The sequence below is a fragment of the Vibrio aestuarianus genome (genome assembly GCF_012395185.1).
In the GTDB taxonomy this organism is placed as follows: Bacteria; Pseudomonadota; Gammaproteobacteria; order Enterobacterales; family Vibrionaceae; genus Vibrio; species Vibrio aestuarianus.
This window is the reverse complement of record NZ_JAAZTU010000018.1, coordinates 19488-38400: the sequence shown is the minus strand read 5'-3', so window position 1 is coordinate 38400 and position 18913 is coordinate 19488. Positions and strand designations below refer to the sequence as shown.

Genomic DNA, 18913 nt, shown 5'->3' with positions numbered 1-18913 from the left:
TCCGTGCTGGCCTTTTTATATTAAAGAGACGGCTATAATCTTACGTAATCGCCATAATCACTTTATCCATAGACACTTAATGTCTAACGATATTGAACTGACAACCTTCAGGGATAAAGTATGAAAAATCGCGTGTTATATATTGATGTCAGCAGTCTACTACTATCTGCCCCTTACAGAGAAAGCGCACAAGCTGTACAACAATTCATTGATTTTCATAGTCAATTCAACCAAGAGTTCTTTGATAATATCTCGTTAGACAAAAGAGCAATTGAGTTGTTAACTGAATTTAGTCAAAAATCTAGTTTTCTTCTTTACCCTATCCAGAAACGTTTTAAACGAGACTTTTTAATCAAACAAATCGATCCAAGCTCCTGACGCTTCATATACTATTAGGAACAGCGACGCCAATGAAGTAAACCATAAAATTGCACATGCACACGCAATTGATGTTGATTAGTTCTTTGTAAGTGATGAATACGACAAAGCCTTCATAGAGCCTCATTGCCCTGAACGTTTTATTGACGCTGGAATTGCATGCGTTTCACCTAGTTTAATTCAAAATCTCATGGATAAATTTGATGTAAATGAGAAGTGAGACCGGGAAGGTCTCAATCACAATCTAGCCGATCAGTTTGTAGAAAAATTTTGAACAGATTCGATTCACCAAGAATCAAGAGAATCTATTTCGGAACTCTCGTGGAGTTAATCCAACAATATTGATAAAAACCTTTCGACATGCACTGATATCTTCGTAACCGACTTGGTTCGCTATCCATTCAAATGAACGGTTTGTATTTTCTAGGTAGTCACATGCATTCTGTACTCTGAGACGCTGCAAATATTGATTTGGGTTGTAACCCGTGGCCTTTAGAAATCGTCTTTGCATAGTACGTTCCGTAACGTTTACTTGCTTCGATAACTGATGTATCGATAACCGTTCCGTATAACTTTGATGCATTATTTGTTGAACCGAAACAATCACCAAATCACCATGAGCGAACGATGGTTTGAACTGTTGATAATAGCTCTGTTCTCTTTGCGCGGTGTCGATAACAAGTGTTTTACCAAGTTGGCGTACAACCCTAGGAGAGGAATATTTAGAGATCAGTTCAAACCCGAGGTCCAGCCACGACATCATACCGCCCGCCGTAACTATGTCACCGTGATCGATCAATATCTTGTTGCTGTTAAGAGGAATCTCCATAAACATTCTGGCAAATGTGTCTGCTAACGCCCAATGGGTTGTCACTTCTCTTTTACCAAGCAAGTTAGTTGCGGCTAGAATAAATACCCCCGCACAAGCAGATGATAGAACGGTACCTTTGGAATACTGCTCTCTAAGCCAGTCAATAAATTTGGCTTCAGGGGCTAAATAATAATCATCTATTGAAGCTGGCGGTAGCAAAACAACTGTATAACTATCCTCTAGCAGATCATCATGCGGAATAATGACTGGCTCAAATAAGACCTCAATCCCCTGTTCCCTACAAACTCTGCTTGCAAGCAAAAACATCTCTTCAAGACCATAAACTGCAGACTTCAATACTGAAGGATACTCACAAATTCCAATGGCTATTTTTGTCATGTGACTCTCTACAATTGTCGGTTTTTCCCTTTTTTATGTCATTTTAACCTCTAAAAAGAGTACAGCAAGTTACTCATAATTTTCCTGAACCAAAAGTTGAAGTAACAGGAGATCAAAAATGAACAAAACGGCATTACTTGTAATCGATATACAAAATGACTACTTCCCTGAAGGTAAATTTCCGTTGTGGAATACAGATGAAATCCTGATAAACATTAAAGAATTAATTGCTAAAGCTAACCAACAGCATGTTCCTGTCTTTCTTATCCAACACTTATCTTCAGCCCCTAAAGGAGTGGCACCTTTCTTTGAAAAAGGTAGTAAAGGAGCAAATATCCACCCAGAAATAATGGCAATATGCCCTAATGCTGAAGTCATACAGAAACAGTATGCAGATAGCTTTTATCGAACTCATTTAGATAAATCGTTGGAAAAGTTCAATATTGATGAATTGTTTATATGCGGGATGATGACGCAAAACTGCGTTACGCATACTGCAATATCAAAGAAAGCAGAAAGATATAAAGTTTCAATTATTGAAGATTGTTGCACAACTACAGATGCGATGATTCATAAAATTGCATTGAATGCAGCATCACTTCGCGTACCTCTAGCAACATTTACCGAAGTATTATAGAAATAGCCATAAGAAAATATATTGAAACCTCACTGGTATTGCTTGCTAGTGAGGTTTAGCTCTGGGGCAAAACCTTGCTCGCAATGATCGAGCTGAGAAGTGCCTGGGCATTTTTAAGTTATAAAGTGCCAAGTGTGGTGAAGCCTTAAACATTTATATGTGTTTAGCTTTTAACTTGGTCGTAATTTGATTGGCGGTTATCGCACTTACAAGTTTGCTAAGATGTAGTGAGTATTCGATAATTTGGAATAGCCAGCAACTTTGTGCTGGCTATTTTAATTGATGTGACTTGTAACTGAAGCTGATTAACCCTAGAAAGCAGCATCGCCACAACTAGGGATTTTTACTGACGATTATTTTTGTCCACTCAATTATTAGTCTAAAAACCACTTCCGACATTGAAGTAAATAGCATCTTCATCTTTACTTCTCGCGTAATCCATACCTATATGTAGACCATATCGTCGAGCAATTTGGTAACGGAAGCCCACGCCTCCGGCCTGTACAGAGTCACTGGTAGCATCATCATGATCATTGATCGCTTTCCCAATACCGTAAAATGCAGAAACCTTCCAGCGATTATCAATGCTGTAGGTAATTTGGCTCTGCACGGTGCTAATTTCGTCACCTTGATAGCGAAAAGAAGAGACACCACGTAACTTAACGTAAGGTTTTGACGTTGGGGTCACTTGCGTATCTTTTTCTTTAAAGTATTGGTAGTTCCCCGCCAAACCTAAGGTCCACTTGGACGCTAATGGAATAAAGCCTTGTCCATCAAAGTTGAAATGATCGTAATTATAATCGCTCCCTAACGCCTCGTCATAAATCATATAGTCAGCGCTTAATTGAAAACCTTTGGTTGGGTAGAACAAGTTATCACGCGTATCGTATTCGGCCAGTATTCCTAACCCTGATGAAACTGCTTCATCACCAAGCGCATACTGTATTATTTTTGACACGGACTCGTTATCTGACTCGACGCTAGATATCGCAGCAACCTGTTTAATGCCCAACATCAGTGGCGTATTCGCAACACGGAACTGCACCTGTTGCATCAAAGCTGCTACCTTTGTTTTAGTCCCATAAGAAAGCGTCTTATCTATAGGACCTATGGTAAATCCAGGAAATCCAGGAAACCCAGGAATTGCGGGGATTTCAATTTCAGGCGTCGAAATGTTTTTATAAATATCGATATTTGCCACCCCAAGGCCACCACCACCAGTATAGCGAATAGAATCACCTTTCCAAGAACGACGGTGCCCACCAAGAGCAAACCAAGTGCCATTTTCCGTACCTAGCGCCCCGACGACACTCATCGCCGCAGGGACAAGCTGTGCACCACCATCAATCGCGGATAATGAAGCTACCTTACGTTGCTGCTTTTCTTCTTCGGTTTCATGAAGAAACAGCCCCACAATACCACCGCCATAACCGACTGCAGGTTCAGTAATAATAATTGGAACAGGTAAAAATCCGACTGCTTTTTCGGCCATGTACTCACCCATGTCAAAACGCTGATCTACAGGATCCGTAAAAGAAATATCACTAGCATAGGACGTAAAAGAACTTAACATGGTAAGAAAAGCGATCGATTTTATTTTCACAGTCATCTCTCTAAAAAAGAGCCGGATGATTAATCCGGCTAAATATTGCGTCCATGCAGGACATAAATATGTAAAACACTATGCTGCAGTAATTATTGACAACAGAGTTATATTAAGCATAAAGAGAGAGAGAAGTAATAATCGGTTATGTAGGACCAAACCCATCACAGTTGCGCCGTTCTACGAAACTTTAAACCTCTCAATATAGTCGTCTAGTACTTTAACAATCGATTTTTTGACTTCTTTCACTTGCTTAGAATGTTGCGACCACAGCGCAACGCCAAACTTAAAGCCTTGTTTCATTTGGGATATTTGTAGCACTTCAATCTTATCAATTGAATACTCTGATTCTTCCAGCATTTTAGGCAACAGCGACCATCCTAAATCTTCACCTACAAACTTTATGGCCAGAGCAAGCTGATCGATTACTTCATGTTCTGAGCTCAGAACAACTTTCTCGTCGATCCCCTCTTCAAAAAAGGTTCTTAAAACGAATTGGCGCGCACTGGACAATTCAGAGAGCGCTTTGTCGGGAGACAAGTGAGAAAAACGACCACCTTTTTTTACGAAGGGGAGAAATTCGACATGTCCTACATATACTCCATCAACACTGTGTATGGCAGTACTATCATGAGAATTGACGATACCAAAGTGGATATCACCAGACTCCATTCCTTGCTTGATTTCCGCTTTTCCTCTAACAAGGAAGTTAACTTTCATTAGTGGGAAATCTTTTGCTAGCTGTATTCTGATATCCGTCAGAACGCGATGAGGGACAAAACTCGGATAGGCGATAGTAACATTAAACCACCATATGAGAGGCTTAACGCAACTTTATCCAGTGTACGAGCGCGCTCAATGGTTTGTTTAGCGTAATGGTATAACAATTCACCATCTTCGGTTGGCACCACTGAACGCCCTATACGATCAAATAATGTCACCGCAAGCTGGTCTTCGAAGTTCGTTACCACTTGTCAAATTGTCGTGCGATGTTTATTGAGTTTAACGGCTGCTTTGCTGAACGAAAGTTCATCATATACCGCAACAAAAGCGAGGAGTTGTTCTAGACTAAAATTCATAGCAATTATTACCGAGCGAGTTAGAATCAATGTTCAGTATTAATATTCAATACTTTAGTAGAAGAATCGCTCATATGCACGTTGGCGTCCAGTAAAACTAAACATGCCCGCTAAAATTAGCGGGCATGTTTAGTTAGAACTGCAGTCAGTATAGGTTAACCACATAACCAGAATACTCTGCAGCTTCATAGCTTGAATCAAAATCAACCTAGATAACACCTTATTCAGCGATTGGTGTTTGTCACGAAGCCATCTCTTGAGCAAGCTGTGGTATAGCCTTCTTAAAATGGGACATCTTGCGTCCAAGGTGTTAAGCCTTGAGCTTTAAGATAACCGTATTGGTAAAGTGAGTTCATGTAATTGTGGTCAAACATTTTCTTAGTTGTTTTGGTCGCAGAAACGTCATCAGCGATGTAAGTAAACTGGAGGTCGAAACCTTGTATTTCGCTGTAATACATCATGCGATACAAATCACCCCGACTTTGTAAGGTAGTCATTGATTTAAGAGTTCGACTGAGCAAGTTGACACCTTTATCTTCAACAGTCTCATACGGCATTTTGAACATACCATTTCTTACTACATGCACCTGAGGCTTCTTCTTTAGACCTAATGCTTGATTAATTTTCTTAAAATCGATATCTACAGCTTGGAGGAACATTTGAGCCGATAGCCCTCCGTCCACATGCAATTCTTCTAATTTTTGGCCTTTGTAATTGACATCAATAAACTGCGGTGGAAATACACCAGGAATAGACGAACTCGCCGCGAGTATTTGGTGGATTAAATCAACCTTGTGCTCAGAATCGCTTGCTGCTATCTGACCTAAGTTCCAGATCACTAATTCGTCAGAGTCAAATTGTGTCGTTCCAATCAAGATACGTCGCCCCTTCTCGTGCTCAATGGCAATCTTCTCGATTAGCTCCTCGTCATATACTTTTGCAATATACGACATAAAGCTGTCACCTTTGGATAAAGCATCTTTAAAAATGGCATTTAAGAAGTTTTTCTTACCGAGCACCATTTTGTCATCCAATCCCAAAATGGTATTTTTCAATTTAGGAATTTCTTCACCACCCACAAAGACAAAAGGTGCCATGAGCGCTCCAGCACTGATACCAGTAACGATAGAGTAGTCATCCAATTTGTCTTGTTCATACAAACCATTTATAAAACCCACACCAAAGGCACCATTGGCACCGCCTCCAGAAAGAACCATCACATTTAATTGATCGCCAGTAACACGGATTGGTGTAGTTTGCGTCTCTTCTGAATAAAAATATTGTGTACCATCGCCCATCCAAGTTCTCATTGGTTCCGCGGTCGGGTTATGCGCTTCAATTGGCAGTTCTACTTGGCGGTAGTTGTCTTGCGTCACTCGCGTTTCAATTTGGTGAGCAGTTGAAGTACAACCCGCAAGTACTGCAACAATAGAAAAAGTCGTCAAAAGCGTCTGAATTTTTTTCATTGTGTCTTCTTAGTTTGTCACCAAAATGAGGTGAGCTGGTTACTGAATGTACCTATTTTAAGCTGTAATTTGCAGATACATAACTCACATATGTAGGATTTTGCCCTTCAATCATTGTATAAACCAATAACCTTCACTCGCTATGATTATTCAGGTAAATGGAATATTTCGAAGGCACACTATGATGATGGTTTGTCTTTCATTGCTACTATTCTATTAGCAGCATTCATTCAAGCACTTATTCAACAAGAAAATCATCCCATGACCACTCAACCCAATGGAAAAAGACGGCCTTGACCAGCGCATTGTATTGGCGAAACGATTGGGGCTTGACGTCGATAAAATACTGGTCGATTTTCCACAAGGATATCAAGAGTAAAAGGCAGCCTAAGAGCTCATGCTAAAAAGAGTTCCGTCTCACTGTCTGATGGTGCCCAAACAATAGATATGGGATGTCAGCTTAACACAACGGAAAGAAAAGAATATCAGTAGAGCCCAGCACTATATGGCTAGGCTTTCATTTTCGATCAAGCCACTTTTTTCGGTTCAAAATCATGGGTGGGTTCTACGAACTCATATTGGCCTAAAATGGTCTGCAATTCCCACTCACCATTATCTTGTGTGACCTCTAGCACTCCATAAACGGCATTATTGGTATGACGGAATGCGGCTACTGGCGACATACCTTTCACTAGACAAGCGGTAAACACGGAGGTAATTAAATCACCCACGCCAACCGGTGGCTTATCAAATTCAATTTCAGGGCGCTGAACCAAGTAACAAGCTTTCGGCGTGGCAAGCAACGAACTAAATACACCCTCAGATAAGGTGCTCAAATGTTTTACCAGCACAAACCTTGGGCCAAGCTCTATCGCTTTCTTGCACGCCGTAATCGCGTCATAGAGAGAGGTTATATTCACTCCGGTAAATTGGGTTAGTTCAAACTGATTGGGTACGATAACATCCGCGATTGGCATTAAGGTTTGAATCAATTCTTCTGTTACGCCTTCGGGTAAGATGCAGCCTTTATCTGGGTCACCCATAACTGGATCGCAATTGGAAAGTTGACCAATATCATCAAGGCCGTTGACAATGGTTGTGATTTCATCAGCATTAAACCTTTGCCCTTTCCAACCCTGTTCATATTGCGTGTGGTTAGAATATTGGACGGTATGAATCGGCCATGTTTCCAGTCCCATTCTCTGAATGGGAAATACAGCAGAACTGTTCCCTGCATGTCCATAAACGACATGACTCTGAATCGAAAGTATACCTTTCATAATTTTGCTCAAATAATATTAACCTCACTAATCATATCGGATTTTTATTTGGTTAAGTACTCGCGAATGTAGGATAGAGTCATCGATAACCGTTTACGTTTAACTGGTATTTTTTCTACTGTTCATCGGCCTTGATGTGATAGACGCACCTTCCTTCTAACATAGTTGTACCAAACTTATGATGCCAACCAATGAGAATAGGAGCAATAAGAGCGATTTGTGAGGCCTTTTCTAGACCTGAGATTTTTCGCTCCCGTAAAATCGGTTGAGCAGCAATACCTTAAAGCGATATGCAGCGTTCGTAAACGTTAGTCGAGAATGGAACGGCACTGGCCAACCAAGCCAGAGGACTCGCGGCTGAGTACGGAGTTATTTTCACTCTAGCCATTAAAGCATTACGATGTCATTTACCCATAGCGATTGAAGATGCAGAGAATGAGCTATTTCATGCGATGCAGGATTTGCTGCCAACGCTAGTTGGTCATGATACCAGTTCTGTTTATTGTTTTAGCGGTAACCCAGTCATTGATTCGTTGTTTAATCTGTCTCAAACGATACGCTAACTCTTTACTATCTCACCATTTTTTGTTTATCACTGACCTCATCCCAGTTTTGATGGATATTGTCCTCCATAACTGATTATTGGTTTTGCCCTTCCCTACCTAAAATAAATCCATCAGCCAAGCCAATGTGAAATTCAAACTCACATTTAAACGCTAAATAGAAACTTATTCATCAATAAAAATGTGGGACAGGGTGTCCAGCGATAAATTAACAGCCGAGTTTTCATAGTATTGAAAATCTTATACTGGAAATGACTTAGACATGATTTTTACTAAAACACCTAATCGTTCAACAAAAATGGCGACACTGTCACTTATTGCTAGTTCTATGTTGCTAGCAACGTCACCTGTTGTTTCTGCCGAAGAGCAGACTCAAACTCTAACCACGTATTCTGAAATCAGTACTCATGGTAAAAAAGTATTTGAGCAATATGGTATTGATCATGACCTACCTAAACTTGCTCTGAGTTCGCTTATGCAAGGCGATCACCTCGTGGAGTACGCTTACCGAAAAGTAACTATCGGTGAAGACGTTCAAGAGTCATCCGTGTATCTGATTAAAAATACCGATACCAAAGGCAATATCGATCTGCGTATGAAGTACGACCCGAATCATCTGGATAAACACGAAGATGTGATCGAGCAGATTGAAACCTTCACACGTAACGAATACCGCCTAAGAAACTATTCTGAGGCGTATGACTCATCAAGTGTTAAAGCCAAAGATGACGGAAAAGGCAATGTTGAGATCAGCTTTGACTACTCTAAATACGGTTTGCCACAAGACATTGCTTACTTCCGCTTTATGACCGTCAAAATCTTTTTGGTGGACGGCGAGCCTAAAAACATGCTGATCACCAACAAAAAGCCGTTCAATTTTAATGGCAATAATATTGAATCTTATAAACAAGAGCTCACCTTTAGCACCTTGGAGTCAGGTAAGGTCATTATCGGCACCAAACAAACACAACTGCTTGGCACACATAAAAAGAAACCGCTTGAGATCATCACCAAGATAGAACCAGTGGCCTTTTATGATGAAGGTATGAACGTACAAGTTATAGACGAAGAGAAACTTCAAGAAGTCTCTGATCCGCGTATGCATGAAGAAAGTGTCGAACTTAACCGCGTCTTCCCACTAATGGGGGACATGGTCCGCCGCCAAGGTATTGATTTGCCACTACCATTTGGCATTTCTGTCGCCTACCGTGGTCAAGACATGAATATCCCAATGACCGACTACCTCATCCAAGGGGTGCGTTTGAATGATTTGTTCGACCCTGAGGATAGTATTGCTAACGTCCACGCAGAAAGTGTGAGCATTCGTGGTGATGTTAACATTCTGCCATTTTGGAATGTGTTCGGCTTTATCGGTAAAGTGAACGTCGATGCCAACGTTGACGCCGCTTATACTGGCGCGGCGGGCGAATACCTACAAGACAAGTTGAACGACAAACTGCCAGGTCTTGGGGATAAGTTGTGCGATGGTTTGTCCGCCCTATGTAACCGTGGGCGCTTGAACGTGCCATTGCATCTAGAATATGACTTACGTGGTGTCGGTACTACCTTATCGGTCGGTTATAGAGAATTTTTTGCATCGGTGACAGGCTCATTTGCGCAAACGCGCATTAAAGGTGGCCAAGATTGGGGCGATGGGATTCTTACCGTTCAGCCTATGTTGGGTTATCAATTAGTTGACTATCGTGCCCAAATATTTGTTGGCGCTGAATACCAAGACTTAGACAATCGTATGGATGGCCGTGTTATTAGCGGTGATGTCCAGTTTGATTATGACGTCGGTGTTGATGTTGACCCGTGGGCCTATTTGATTGGTTTTAACAAGCAGATTGGCAAAAACTACAATATCACTGGCCTGTATAACACTGGTAACACTCGAAGTGCCTTCACGGTTAACTTTGGATATCGATTCTAATCCGTTGTGATAGACAGACTCTCCTACAAGAATCACCTACGGGCTGCTCTTGTAGGAGAGCGTCCTCTTTATGCGATTACATCGATATAATAAATAGCTTTAAGATACATCCCATCAGCGAAATAAATATATCAAGCAATACTTCAGGATGAAACTAGCGCATGGAGCCGCTTGTTTGATAACAACAAACAACTGTGGACATGACAATGCAAATCACTAGACGCTCAATACTTGCAATCTCTATTGCAGCTTTACTTTCTGCCTGTGGCAGCGATGACTCTGGAAACTCTGGTGCGCCAGTGAAACCTGAACCATTAAAACCTCAACCAGCCCAAACGGTTGATGTTGCAGTTGGCAATGCCAACGTTAAAGCAATGAAAGAATCTCTAGTTATCACAACCGCTGAAGGTGAAGAAAAGCTTGGCTCTGTTGAATCTTTCAAAGGCATCACCTTTGCTGAGGCCGTGCGGTTTGATCACAGTAATACCGTTGATTTTTCAGGTGATATTGATGCGACTCAATTTGGTGATGCTTGTCCACAAATCAAAGCAACGACTCAAGCACAGAGCGAAGACTGTTTAAACCTAAACATCTGGCGTCCTGTAGGCACCGTTCAAGGTGAAGACCTACCTGTTTATGTATTTATCCACGGTGGTGATTTTGAATACGGCTCAGGTGCAAACCCGATGATCCACGGTGACAAAGTGGTGGCGCAAGGTGCAGATGAAGGTAATCCATTTATTGCCGTGACGTTTAACTACCGCTTGGGCTTACTTGGTTCCAGCTGGGTAAAAGGTACCGACAAAGACGACAATGGTAACTATGGTCTTGGTGACCAAGAAACCCTATTAAAATGGGTGCAAGACAATATTCAAGACTTTGGTGGTAACGCTGGTAACGTCACCCTGATGGGCCAAGGCTCAGGTGCTATGTCGATCGCTTTATTGCAACAAAAAGTCGCCGAGGGTGAGTTGGAAGATACCTATTTCCAACGCGCCATCATGCAAAGTATGCCATATGGCTTTGAATACAAAAGCTACAACGTAGCCAAAGATCAAGCGGCCGATTTGGATAACCTACGTAGCGCACCATTAGAGCAAGTATTAGAAACACAAAGTGAAACGTTAGATCCACTTCAACGATTAGAAAACTGGTTGTTGTCGTCGCTAGATTTCCCGATATTTAGCCCTGAATCGGACAACACCCCAATGGCCACACTGATGCCTTATGCGCCCTACTTAGAGTGTTCTCAAATATACTCGGTTACTGGTAGTTGTAAAGATGAAATGGGAAAACCACAACCCAGTCAAGAGAACTTCGTTGTCCCAACCGTTATTGGTGTTAATGCGAAAGACTCAGGTAGCATGAGCTTTCTACCAAACTTAATGTCTTTAGTGCCGCTTATCATTGACCTAATGGGTGAAGACACGGGTGATGCTGAGTACACAGCGCAACGTATGGCTGAATGGTTATCTGTTGACGGAAATAAACAACTTGTTGAAGCACGTATTCAAACACTGGCAAGCAGTGATGAGTTTAGCGCGCCACTAGCTCTCGAAGACTTGATTGAGAAATTGCCAAAGTCCGCTTATGAAGCCATTACTCCGCTTTTCTTTGGTTTGAAGAACGATAACGATACTGGCAGTAACTTGCTTGCGCTAGCTGACTTCTATCCAAATGACGAGCACGAGTTAAGTGGTGCCTTTGACAACATGGGGCAATATCGCACGATCATGAAGGACATGCTGTTCACAGGTCCAGCACGATTGAAAGCAGCTCAAAGTGAAGCTGCCACCATGTATTACTTTAATCATAGCCCAAGCTTTAATATCTGGACTTACAACACTGGGCCTGATGGTAAAGTAGAAGACTTAGGTGACCTGCTGAAATCTATCAGCTGTATCACTGGTGCTTGTAACGGTTCTGAACTTCCGTTTGTGTTTAACAAAGCCGTCAAAATGGATGGTACAGAAACTCACCCTAGCTCAAAAGATAAAAAGCTAATGAACGAAATGTCACGTGTATGGTTCAGCGACGAATTGTTCTCAGATTATCAATATGATGCAACACAAGACTCTATATTGCTGATTGATGAAAACGGCGTTCACCTTTCTGCTCAAGATTGGGATAGAACAGAAAATAAAGGCATTGATGCGAAGCTGCGAAACGGTCGCCTTAGTGGTCTAGAAGATCAAGGAATCTTGATGAACTACCTGCAAGACTAAATTAATGAATAAGGCCAGTTCGCTGGCCTTTTTTATAACGACCCTTTTTAAATCCTACGAGAGTCCTATGTTTAACAAAACACTTCGTACCTTATGTGTCCTATTGTGTGTCGCATTTGTCGCAGGATGCGCACAGCCTTACCCCAAAGTAGAACCAGACTTTGAATCAGATTGGCAGGCACAAAGCTATCATGCAGAAGTTGCCCTGCTCGCGAGTGCACCAGAGGCTTTTGCCAAACGTATCCAATTGGTTCGCAACGCAAAATCATCGATTGATATGACGTATTTCGACTGGGAGAAAGACACCTTAGGCATCTTGCTGTTAAGCGAAATCAAATTTGCCGCCAACCGCGGCGTAAAAGTAAGGCTCACCCTTGATGACCTTATGGTATTCAACGAAAAGTGGCTTGCCGAACTCGATAGCCACGAAAATATTGAAATCCGTATATTTAACCCGTTTGATTCTCGAAAAATAGGTTGGCTTGGCCGTGCGATTAACTTTGCCTCGAACCAAGACAGATTAGACAACCGCTTACATGAGAAATATTTTAATGTTGACCATACGAACATGATTTTAGGTGGGCGAAATATTGGTAGCGATTATTTCGGTTACAACAAAAAAGCAAATTTCTTTGATTTGGACGTACTATTCCAAGGTGATGTCATCAAAGCCTTTGATGCCAACTACAACCATATGTGGAACAGTAAGCATGTGACCCCCATCCAAGAACTTATCAAAGTCGATGAGAATCATCGTTATGCTGACTTCTACAAAGCAATGGCAAAGGCAAAGGCAAACAAAGGCAATACACCGGTCATTCAAGATGTCTATGACCAAGTCGCCAAATTGAAACAGCCTGATTTGATTAGTGCTGAGGTTACTCCTGTCTTCGACTCGTTAAAAAAACTCGAAAACAACAAGCCTTATTTTCGTACGCGAGCCGAGCGAACCATCAAAGCTGAGTTGAATGCCGCTAAAAATGTGATCATTTCAACCCCGTATATGGTGCCGACGCAAGGTAAGTTCTCTGTAATAGAACAGCTCGAAAAGCAAGGGACAGAGGTGACTATACTCACCAACTCTTCGGCATCGAATGACTCTGGGTTTATTCCAGCGTATTACCAAAAGCATCGCATCACACTATTAAATAAAGGTGTTGACCTGTACGAATATAAAGATACGGCCCACAACGAAGATCATTTCTATCATGGTGATACTTTTTATCATAACAAGGCGCTAATCTTTGACGACAGGCTAAGCTTTATTGGATCTTCCAACTTTGACCCCAGATCAGACTTTTTAAATCTGGAGTTTGGATTGTTTATCCGCAGTGACGCTTTTGCCAAACACTTGCAAGAGTATCTACTGGGAGACAAAGACTTGTTCTGGAAAGTGACACTGGATGAACAAGGTGAGCCTCTATGGTCATCCCCTAGTGAAACTTCCGTTGATAACCCTAACTATGGTGCTGAACACGAGTTTATCGATTGGATTTTTAGGAAAATGGACGCTGAGTTCGAGCTGTAACCGACAACAAAAAAGGGCTTAACCATTGGTTAAGCCCTTTTTTAATACAATTTTAAGTTAGAACTGAGTCCCAATTGAGAAATGGATTCGAAACTCATCGCCCTCAGGTGCATCTAATCCGTAAGCAAAATCAACTTTCATTGGTACGTACTTGGAATTCCAAATTAAGCTCAAGCCTGTTCCACGCTTCAAGGCAATATCGTCGTTAAACGCATCACCAATATCATAGAACGCGCCCAACCAAACTTGCCGGTAAACCTGATACTGATATTCAAAACCAGCGGTAAACATATAACGAGCCCCTGTTAACGCACCATTTTCATCTCGTGGTGAGATCGACTCATAATCATACCCACGTAAATTCTCGTCACCACCAGCAAAAAAACGAAGCGACGAGGGAACATCTTCAAGTGAATTAACAATATTAATGCCGACATTTGAACGAAAATGAAATTTTTGCTTCTCGCTTATATCCCAAGATAACACGCTGTTCCCTTCCAAATGAAGCAACCGAGAATCTGAAAGTAAGTAAGGCTCTGAGTATTCTAAAGAATAAATATGCCGATGATTCAATTCCAGTTGATCATTTTTACGCTCAAGCTGAGAAAAAGTGATACCTGGCATTAGCAATTGTGACTGACTATCTTCCGATGCCTGTTGATATTGCTCTCGTAAATACCTCACATGCATCGTACTTTGCCAGTCACGCTCTAACTGCCAGTGCTTTTCGAACGTAAGTTTATTGGTAAAACTCGCTGTATCTCTATAATCGACACGCGTAGATTCAAACTGAATACCGTAGTAATCCGTTAGAACATTTTTGGTCGGTATTTTGTAACCCATCAAAAGCGATTGTTCAGGTTGAGAGAGCGATGCTTCCGCATTCAAACTATGCCCACGACTGTTATACCAGGGCTTAGTCCATTTAAGTGATGCTCTAGGACCTAAGTCTGTCTTATAACCACCACCAACTTGGACTATGTTTCGCGAATTAGGGACTGTCGACACTTCGATAGGCACTTGGTTGTCTTCGGTTTTTTGATCAAAATTGCCTTTTACCGCGACACTGCGAAACCAGTTAGTCTGTGAAAGGTTAGATTGGTATTCGCCCAGTTTGATGGAATTAAATCCATCCCCTTTAGCAAATGGACTTAAAGCTTCAATACGATCGTTTTCTATAACCGAGCTCACCACAGAAACTTCGCCAAAGTGATAACGAACACCACTATCAAAATGCACCTTTACATTCGCTTGGTTCATGCTTGGGATCACTTCTATCACTGACTGCACAAAATGACCTTCTAAATAGCCTTTTTGTTGTGCAAGGGACAATAAGTTTCGCTTCAATGAATCGTAGTCTGAATGAGAAAGGGGCTGCCCTTGTTGAAGCTTGGCGGCATCAGTCAAATTAATAAAATCTTGATCTTGGGCTGCTTCTCCCGTGATCAAGATGCTAGAGCTCGAGATAAGCGTTACTGGACCAACGTCCACATCAATGGACACCTGTTCATCTGCATTTTTAGATACATTAAACTTGGGGTGATAATAGCCGTATGGGTTTAGTGCATCATTAACTAACTTTCTGAGTTGCCCTTGAGAAATGTTCTTAGCAGGGGTTTCAGACAATGGCGAGAGATAGTATTCGAGGTTTTTCTCTAATGGTTTAGCCAACCCTTGAATCGTAAATTCCGCTGCAAAAACATTGCAAACAGGGAGCGACGCACAGATTGATATACCCACTATTTTTTTTACCAAAGAAGCCATATGTCTGTTTGCGTTAATCTTACACTTCAATAGTCTATTGCGGTGATGGGAATCAAGTTAATCGTATATGCAGGACGATACCCTCCCTATGTGACTAGTCACCGATGCTAAGAGGCACAATGTGCTGTCTAAAAACATCGATCACATATGGGGTCAGGTCTTGCATTTGGCTACTTTATTCAAAAGCAAAAGGCAAAACCTGACGTTTTTTATTCGTTTGATCTTATTATTCGTGCTGGGTGATTAGAATGCAGGTTTAGGGCGCGCTTACTTAGCTTTGGCCAAAATAAAACATGCATGAATTCCCTCTAACCTTTCATGTTTCTTTTGAATGTAAATGACTATTATGGCCATCCATAACCATTTGAGTCATTCTCGGTCATCCCCTCAATGGCAACTCTACTTATTAATGTATTTCATTAGGATCTAATCGAATGAAACTTAAGCTTATTTCTATCGTAATTATAGTTGGTGGCCTTACGGCTTGTGGCGGAGGAGATAGTGGTAGCAGTACCCCTGCTCCCGCTCCTCAAACGAAAACCCTACAAGGTGTGGCCATTGACGGTTACATTTCAGGGGCAACCGCCTTTTTGGACATCAATTATAATGGCGTACTAGATGAGGGAGAGCCAAGTAGCATTACGGACAATGAAGGCAATTATCAATTGTCTTTAACTGGTTCTAATTCTGACTGCATGGACTATGCGCCAATCGTCGTGAACGTTCCGATCGGTGCAATTGATGCGGACAGCCCTAACTCACCGATTACCGAACCTTATCAGTTAGTATTCCCACCAGTAATGACAGTGAGTTCTGAACTACAAATTAAATCAACGACTCCGCTGACTACAGTGTTATGGAACGAAATTCAAGCTGACTTACATGAAGGTGGATTAAACAGTTGTTCAGCTTTGAAGCAAGCTGTAAATACTCAAGATAGTATTATCAGAAATGTGAGGGAGCATGACTTCCGAATTGCGAATCGATACAACATCGCGGTTGAGGACTTGTATGGCGATTTCGTTAAAGATCAAAATGCCGAGCTCTATAACTTAGCGCAAAAAATGATGCCCGCTATCAAAAAGTCTTATCAAGAGACCAAAGATATTCAAAAAGAGAACCCAACAGCCCAGCAAGCTTATGTTGATTATTATTGGAAGCATTGGGATGACTCTAAAAAAGCTGAAATTAATAAGTGGTATAAAGTTAAAACAGTGATGACCGCTGACAAGTTGATTGTTATCGAACATGAAGTTTCAGCAGATCTAAATACTGAACTGATTTTAAATAAACATATTGAGCGTAATAGCCAGAAGAAAAATGGTTTGGAGTATGACAAAGAAGCTTGGCTCTCATTGAAAAGTGATGGAATACAGTATTCGTGTTCAGTTCAGGAAACAATTAAGCAACAGGTACAACCTAACTCACTGACCACCTTTGGTGTGGTGAACCGTAGCTTGTCTCAACAGCGGGATTGGGAAAGCTGCTCAGATCAAAATATAGGTGCTGGATTCATGCAAAGCTTGACGTTTGCTGTTGTAAGTGACTACAAAGATCAGTACACCCAAGTACAAGCGGACTTCAATTTTAGTAATAAAGCTCCGCACCCGGAGTGGGTTGATCGAGAAGATTCATTAGACAGTGTCTCTCGCAGCGACTTTGATGCGCTAGACTACTTGTCGGTAGATTTTGATGACAATAGTTCATATGGTGCAGATAGCTGGGGCAGACATAAAAATGCATACATTGAAAATACTCCGTTTGATTATACTCAAATAATAACGTCTAAATATTCTCAAGGTAACTGGACTAGAGGTTATTATTACCAGAATGGGACAAACTCGGTTGAGTGCTCAAATGATGGTGTGAGCTGGTCAAAAGACGCTTGTCAATAAAGCTGAAGACGTTATCTAAGAACTCTAGGTATCAGTACGTAATAAGAATCCAGTGTCTACAATACACTGGATTTTTATTTTTAGTTCATCGCTATTTGGCTTTGGTTTGTTGAAATAGACTAAGTTATAAAATTAGTTTTAAACAACAGTGATCTGTCCTAGTCAGGGAAGTTCATATCGTAGAATTTTACATTTATATACAACTAATGGTCTGCCAATCACTGAATTTAATGCTAATTTGTAGATACAGCCATACTTCAGAGAGGAAGGAATCATGAGAACAGTTGTCGCAACGCTACTTATTTGTCTATCCCTCTCGACCCTGGCGGCAGAATACCGAGCTCAAGAAGTGGCTAATGGATTCCAGATCCCTTGGGGCATTGAGTTTCTTGACGATCAACACGCTGTTGTTACTGAGAAAAATGGTACGATTTCGTTACTCGATATAGCGTCCGGCAAAAAAGAAAAGCTCTATCGCGTCTCAGATGTTAACACTAGCGGCCAAGGTGGCTTACTTGATGTTGCACTCTCACCTAATACAGACGCACAAAATCCGAAACTGTTCTTCACTTATACTAAACGCACCGACAAAGGTAATACTGTTGCATTAGCCACCGCAACACTACACAACACTGCTCTGCTCGGCTGGAAAGATCTATTTGTTGCTGACGCGATAACTGATACTGGCCAGCACTATGGGAGCCGCATTGCGTTTGTCGACGATAAGGTTTACTTCACCATTGGTGACCGAGGCGATCGCGACAACGGACAAAATATCCAAACACATGCGGGGGCTATTTTGCGCCTTAATCTTGATGGCTCTGTTCCTAAAGATAACCCTTTTCAACCCGCCCAAGCCAAACCTGAAATCTGGAGCTACGGTCATCGAAACCCTCAAGGTCTCTTTTATGACAAAGCAACCAAACAACTATGGTCTATCGAGCACGGACCACGTGGGGGTGACGAGATCAACCTGATTAAGAAAGGCGCAAATTACGGGTGGGCAAGAGTCTCTCACGGTAAAGAATATTGGGGGCCACTGGATGTCGGTGAAGCCGAATCTCTACCGAACATGGAAGATCCAAAACTGGTGTACATTCCCTCTATCGCACCAAGTAACATGGTGTTGTATCGTGGTGAAAAGTACCCAGAATTGAATGGTAAAATATTAGCGGGTGCACTGAAATTAGCACACATTAATGTGGTATCGATTAAAAACGGTAAGCTAACAGAATCAAATCGGTTGCTGAAAAACCTTAGCGAACGTGTAAGAGACATCACCATCAGCCCCGATGGTTATATTTACTTTTCAACCGATAGTGGAAAAATCTTCCGTCTCCAGCCTCAGTAAC

At 41.6% G+C, this 18913-nt stretch carries 12 protein-coding genes and 2 pseudogenes; 8 read left to right on the top strand and 6 right to left on the bottom strand.

Features of this window, described 5'->3' with window-relative positions; translation table 11 throughout:
• Positions 1–120 precede the first annotated feature (120 nt).
• Positions 121–378, top strand: a complete 258-nt coding sequence (locus HGG78_RS10345) for a hypothetical protein (RefSeq protein ID WP_172532832.1) — start codon at positions 121–123, stop codon at positions 376–378.
• Between the two features lie 295 nt (positions 379–673).
• Here the strand turns inward: HGG78_RS10345 and HGG78_RS10340 are convergent, their stop codons facing one another.
• On the bottom strand, positions 674–1588 hold the full coding sequence (locus HGG78_RS10340) for a GlxA family transcriptional regulator (RefSeq protein WP_172532831.1): 915 nt from the start codon (positions 1586–1588) through the stop codon (positions 674–676).
• A 118-nt stretch (positions 1589–1706) separates the two neighbouring features.
• Here HGG78_RS10340 and HGG78_RS10335 point away from each other — a divergent pair, with 118 nt between their 5' ends.
• The gene (locus HGG78_RS10335; protein ID WP_172532830.1) at positions 1707–2225 is read left to right on the top strand and encodes a cysteine hydrolase family protein; all 519 of its coding nucleotides are present in this window, start codon (positions 1707–1709) and stop codon (positions 2223–2225) included.
• Positions 2226–2604: 379 nt separating this feature from the next.
• Here HGG78_RS10335 and HGG78_RS10330 read toward each other — a convergent pair whose 3' ends face one another.
• From HGG78_RS10330 to pdxY, 4 genes and pseudogenes are all read right to left on the bottom strand, one after another.
• The gene (locus HGG78_RS10330) at positions 2605–3834 is read right to left on the bottom strand and encodes a BamA/TamA family outer membrane protein (RefSeq protein WP_422108884.1); all 1230 of its coding nucleotides are present in this window, start codon (positions 3832–3834) and stop codon (positions 2605–2607) included.
• A gap of 174 nt (positions 3835–4008) precedes the next feature.
• A pseudogene (locus HGG78_RS10325) lies at positions 4009–4907 on the bottom strand (LysR family transcriptional regulator).
• Between the two features lie 281 nt (positions 4908–5188).
• Entirely contained in the window at positions 5189–6373 is a 1185-nt protein-coding gene (locus HGG78_RS10320; protein WP_053310624.1) for a patatin-like phospholipase family protein, read from the bottom strand.
• Positions 6374–6900: 527 nt separating this feature from the next.
• Entirely contained in the window at positions 6901–7653 is a 753-nt protein-coding gene (pdxY, locus tag HGG78_RS10315; RefSeq protein ID WP_172532829.1) for a pyridoxal kinase, read from the bottom strand.
• A gap of 209 nt (positions 7654–7862) precedes the next feature.
• Here pdxY and HGG78_RS18940 point away from each other — a divergent pair.
• The 4 genes and pseudogenes from HGG78_RS18940 to HGG78_RS10300 form a co-directional block, all read left to right on the top strand.
• A pseudogene (locus HGG78_RS18940) lies at positions 7863–8129 on the top strand (IS110 family transposase); the annotation flags it as partial.
• A gap of 349 nt (positions 8130–8478) precedes the next feature.
• Entirely contained in the window at positions 8479–10149 is a 1671-nt protein-coding gene (locus tag HGG78_RS10310) for a hypothetical protein (RefSeq protein WP_168524571.1), read from the top strand.
• A gap of 206 nt (positions 10150–10355) precedes the next feature.
• On the top strand, positions 10356–12374 hold the full coding sequence (locus HGG78_RS10305) for a carboxylesterase family protein (RefSeq protein ID WP_172532828.1): 2019 nt from the start codon (positions 10356–10358) through the stop codon (positions 12372–12374).
• Between the two features lie 67 nt (positions 12375–12441).
• A complete protein-coding gene (locus HGG78_RS10300; RefSeq protein WP_172532827.1) occupies positions 12442–13902 on the top strand; it encodes a phospholipase D-like domain-containing protein in 1461 nt (486 codons plus the stop codon).
• 57 nt (positions 13903–13959) lie between these two features.
• Here the strand turns inward: HGG78_RS10300 and HGG78_RS10295 are convergent, their stop codons facing one another.
• Positions 13960–15666 (bottom strand): autotransporter assembly complex protein TamA, encoded by a 1707-nt coding sequence (locus HGG78_RS10295; protein WP_172532826.1) that lies wholly within the window; start codon positions 15664–15666, stop codon positions 13960–13962.
• Positions 15667–16100: 434 nt separating this feature from the next.
• Here HGG78_RS10295 and HGG78_RS10290 point away from each other — a divergent pair, with 434 nt between their 5' ends.
• Positions 16101–17561: a hypothetical protein gene (locus tag HGG78_RS10290; protein ID WP_172532825.1), complete on the top strand. Its 1461-nt coding sequence runs from the start codon at positions 16101–16103 to the stop codon at positions 17559–17561.
• Between the two features lie 274 nt (positions 17562–17835).
• Entirely contained in the window at positions 17836–18912 is a 1077-nt protein-coding gene (locus HGG78_RS10285) for a PQQ-dependent sugar dehydrogenase (protein ID WP_172532824.1), read from the top strand.
• Position 18913: the final 1 nt, after the last annotated feature.

What these genes read in the sequence shown, in the direction of transcription:
- HGG78_RS10345 (WP_172532832.1), top strand. Translation starts at nt 121, where the DNA reads ATGAAAAATCGCGTGTTATATATTGATGTCAGCAGTCTACTACTATCT.
- HGG78_RS10340 (WP_172532831.1), bottom strand. Translation starts at nt 1,588, where the DNA reads ATGACAAAAATAGCCATTGGAATTTGTGAGTATCCTTCAGTATTGAAG.
- HGG78_RS10335 (WP_172532830.1), top strand. Translation starts at nt 1,707, where the DNA reads ATGAACAAAACGGCATTACTTGTAATCGATATACAAAATGACTACTTC.
- HGG78_RS10330 (WP_422108884.1), bottom strand. Translation starts at nt 3,834, where the DNA reads ATGACTGTGAAAATAAAATCGATCGCTTTTCTTACCATGTTAAGTTCT.
- HGG78_RS10320 (WP_053310624.1), bottom strand. Translation starts at nt 6,373, where the DNA reads ATGAAAAAAATTCAGACGCTTTTGACGACTTTTTCTATTGTTGCAGTA.
- pdxY (WP_172532829.1), bottom strand. Translation starts at nt 7,653, where the DNA reads ATGAAAGGTATACTTTCGATTCAGAGTCATGTCGTTTATGGACATGCA.
- HGG78_RS10310 (WP_168524571.1), top strand. Translation starts at nt 8,479, where the DNA reads ATGATTTTTACTAAAACACCTAATCGTTCAACAAAAATGGCGACACTG.
- HGG78_RS10305 (WP_172532828.1), top strand. Translation starts at nt 10,356, where the DNA reads ATGCAAATCACTAGACGCTCAATACTTGCAATCTCTATTGCAGCTTTA.
- HGG78_RS10300 (WP_172532827.1), top strand. Translation starts at nt 12,442, where the DNA reads ATGTTTAACAAAACACTTCGTACCTTATGTGTCCTATTGTGTGTCGCA.
- HGG78_RS10295 (WP_172532826.1), bottom strand. Translation starts at nt 15,666, where the DNA reads ATGGCTTCTTTGGTAAAAAAAATAGTGGGTATATCAATCTGTGCGTCG.
- HGG78_RS10290 (WP_172532825.1), top strand. Translation starts at nt 16,101, where the DNA reads ATGAAACTTAAGCTTATTTCTATCGTAATTATAGTTGGTGGCCTTACG.
- HGG78_RS10285 (WP_172532824.1), top strand. Translation starts at nt 17,836, where the DNA reads ATGAGAACAGTTGTCGCAACGCTACTTATTTGTCTATCCCTCTCGACC.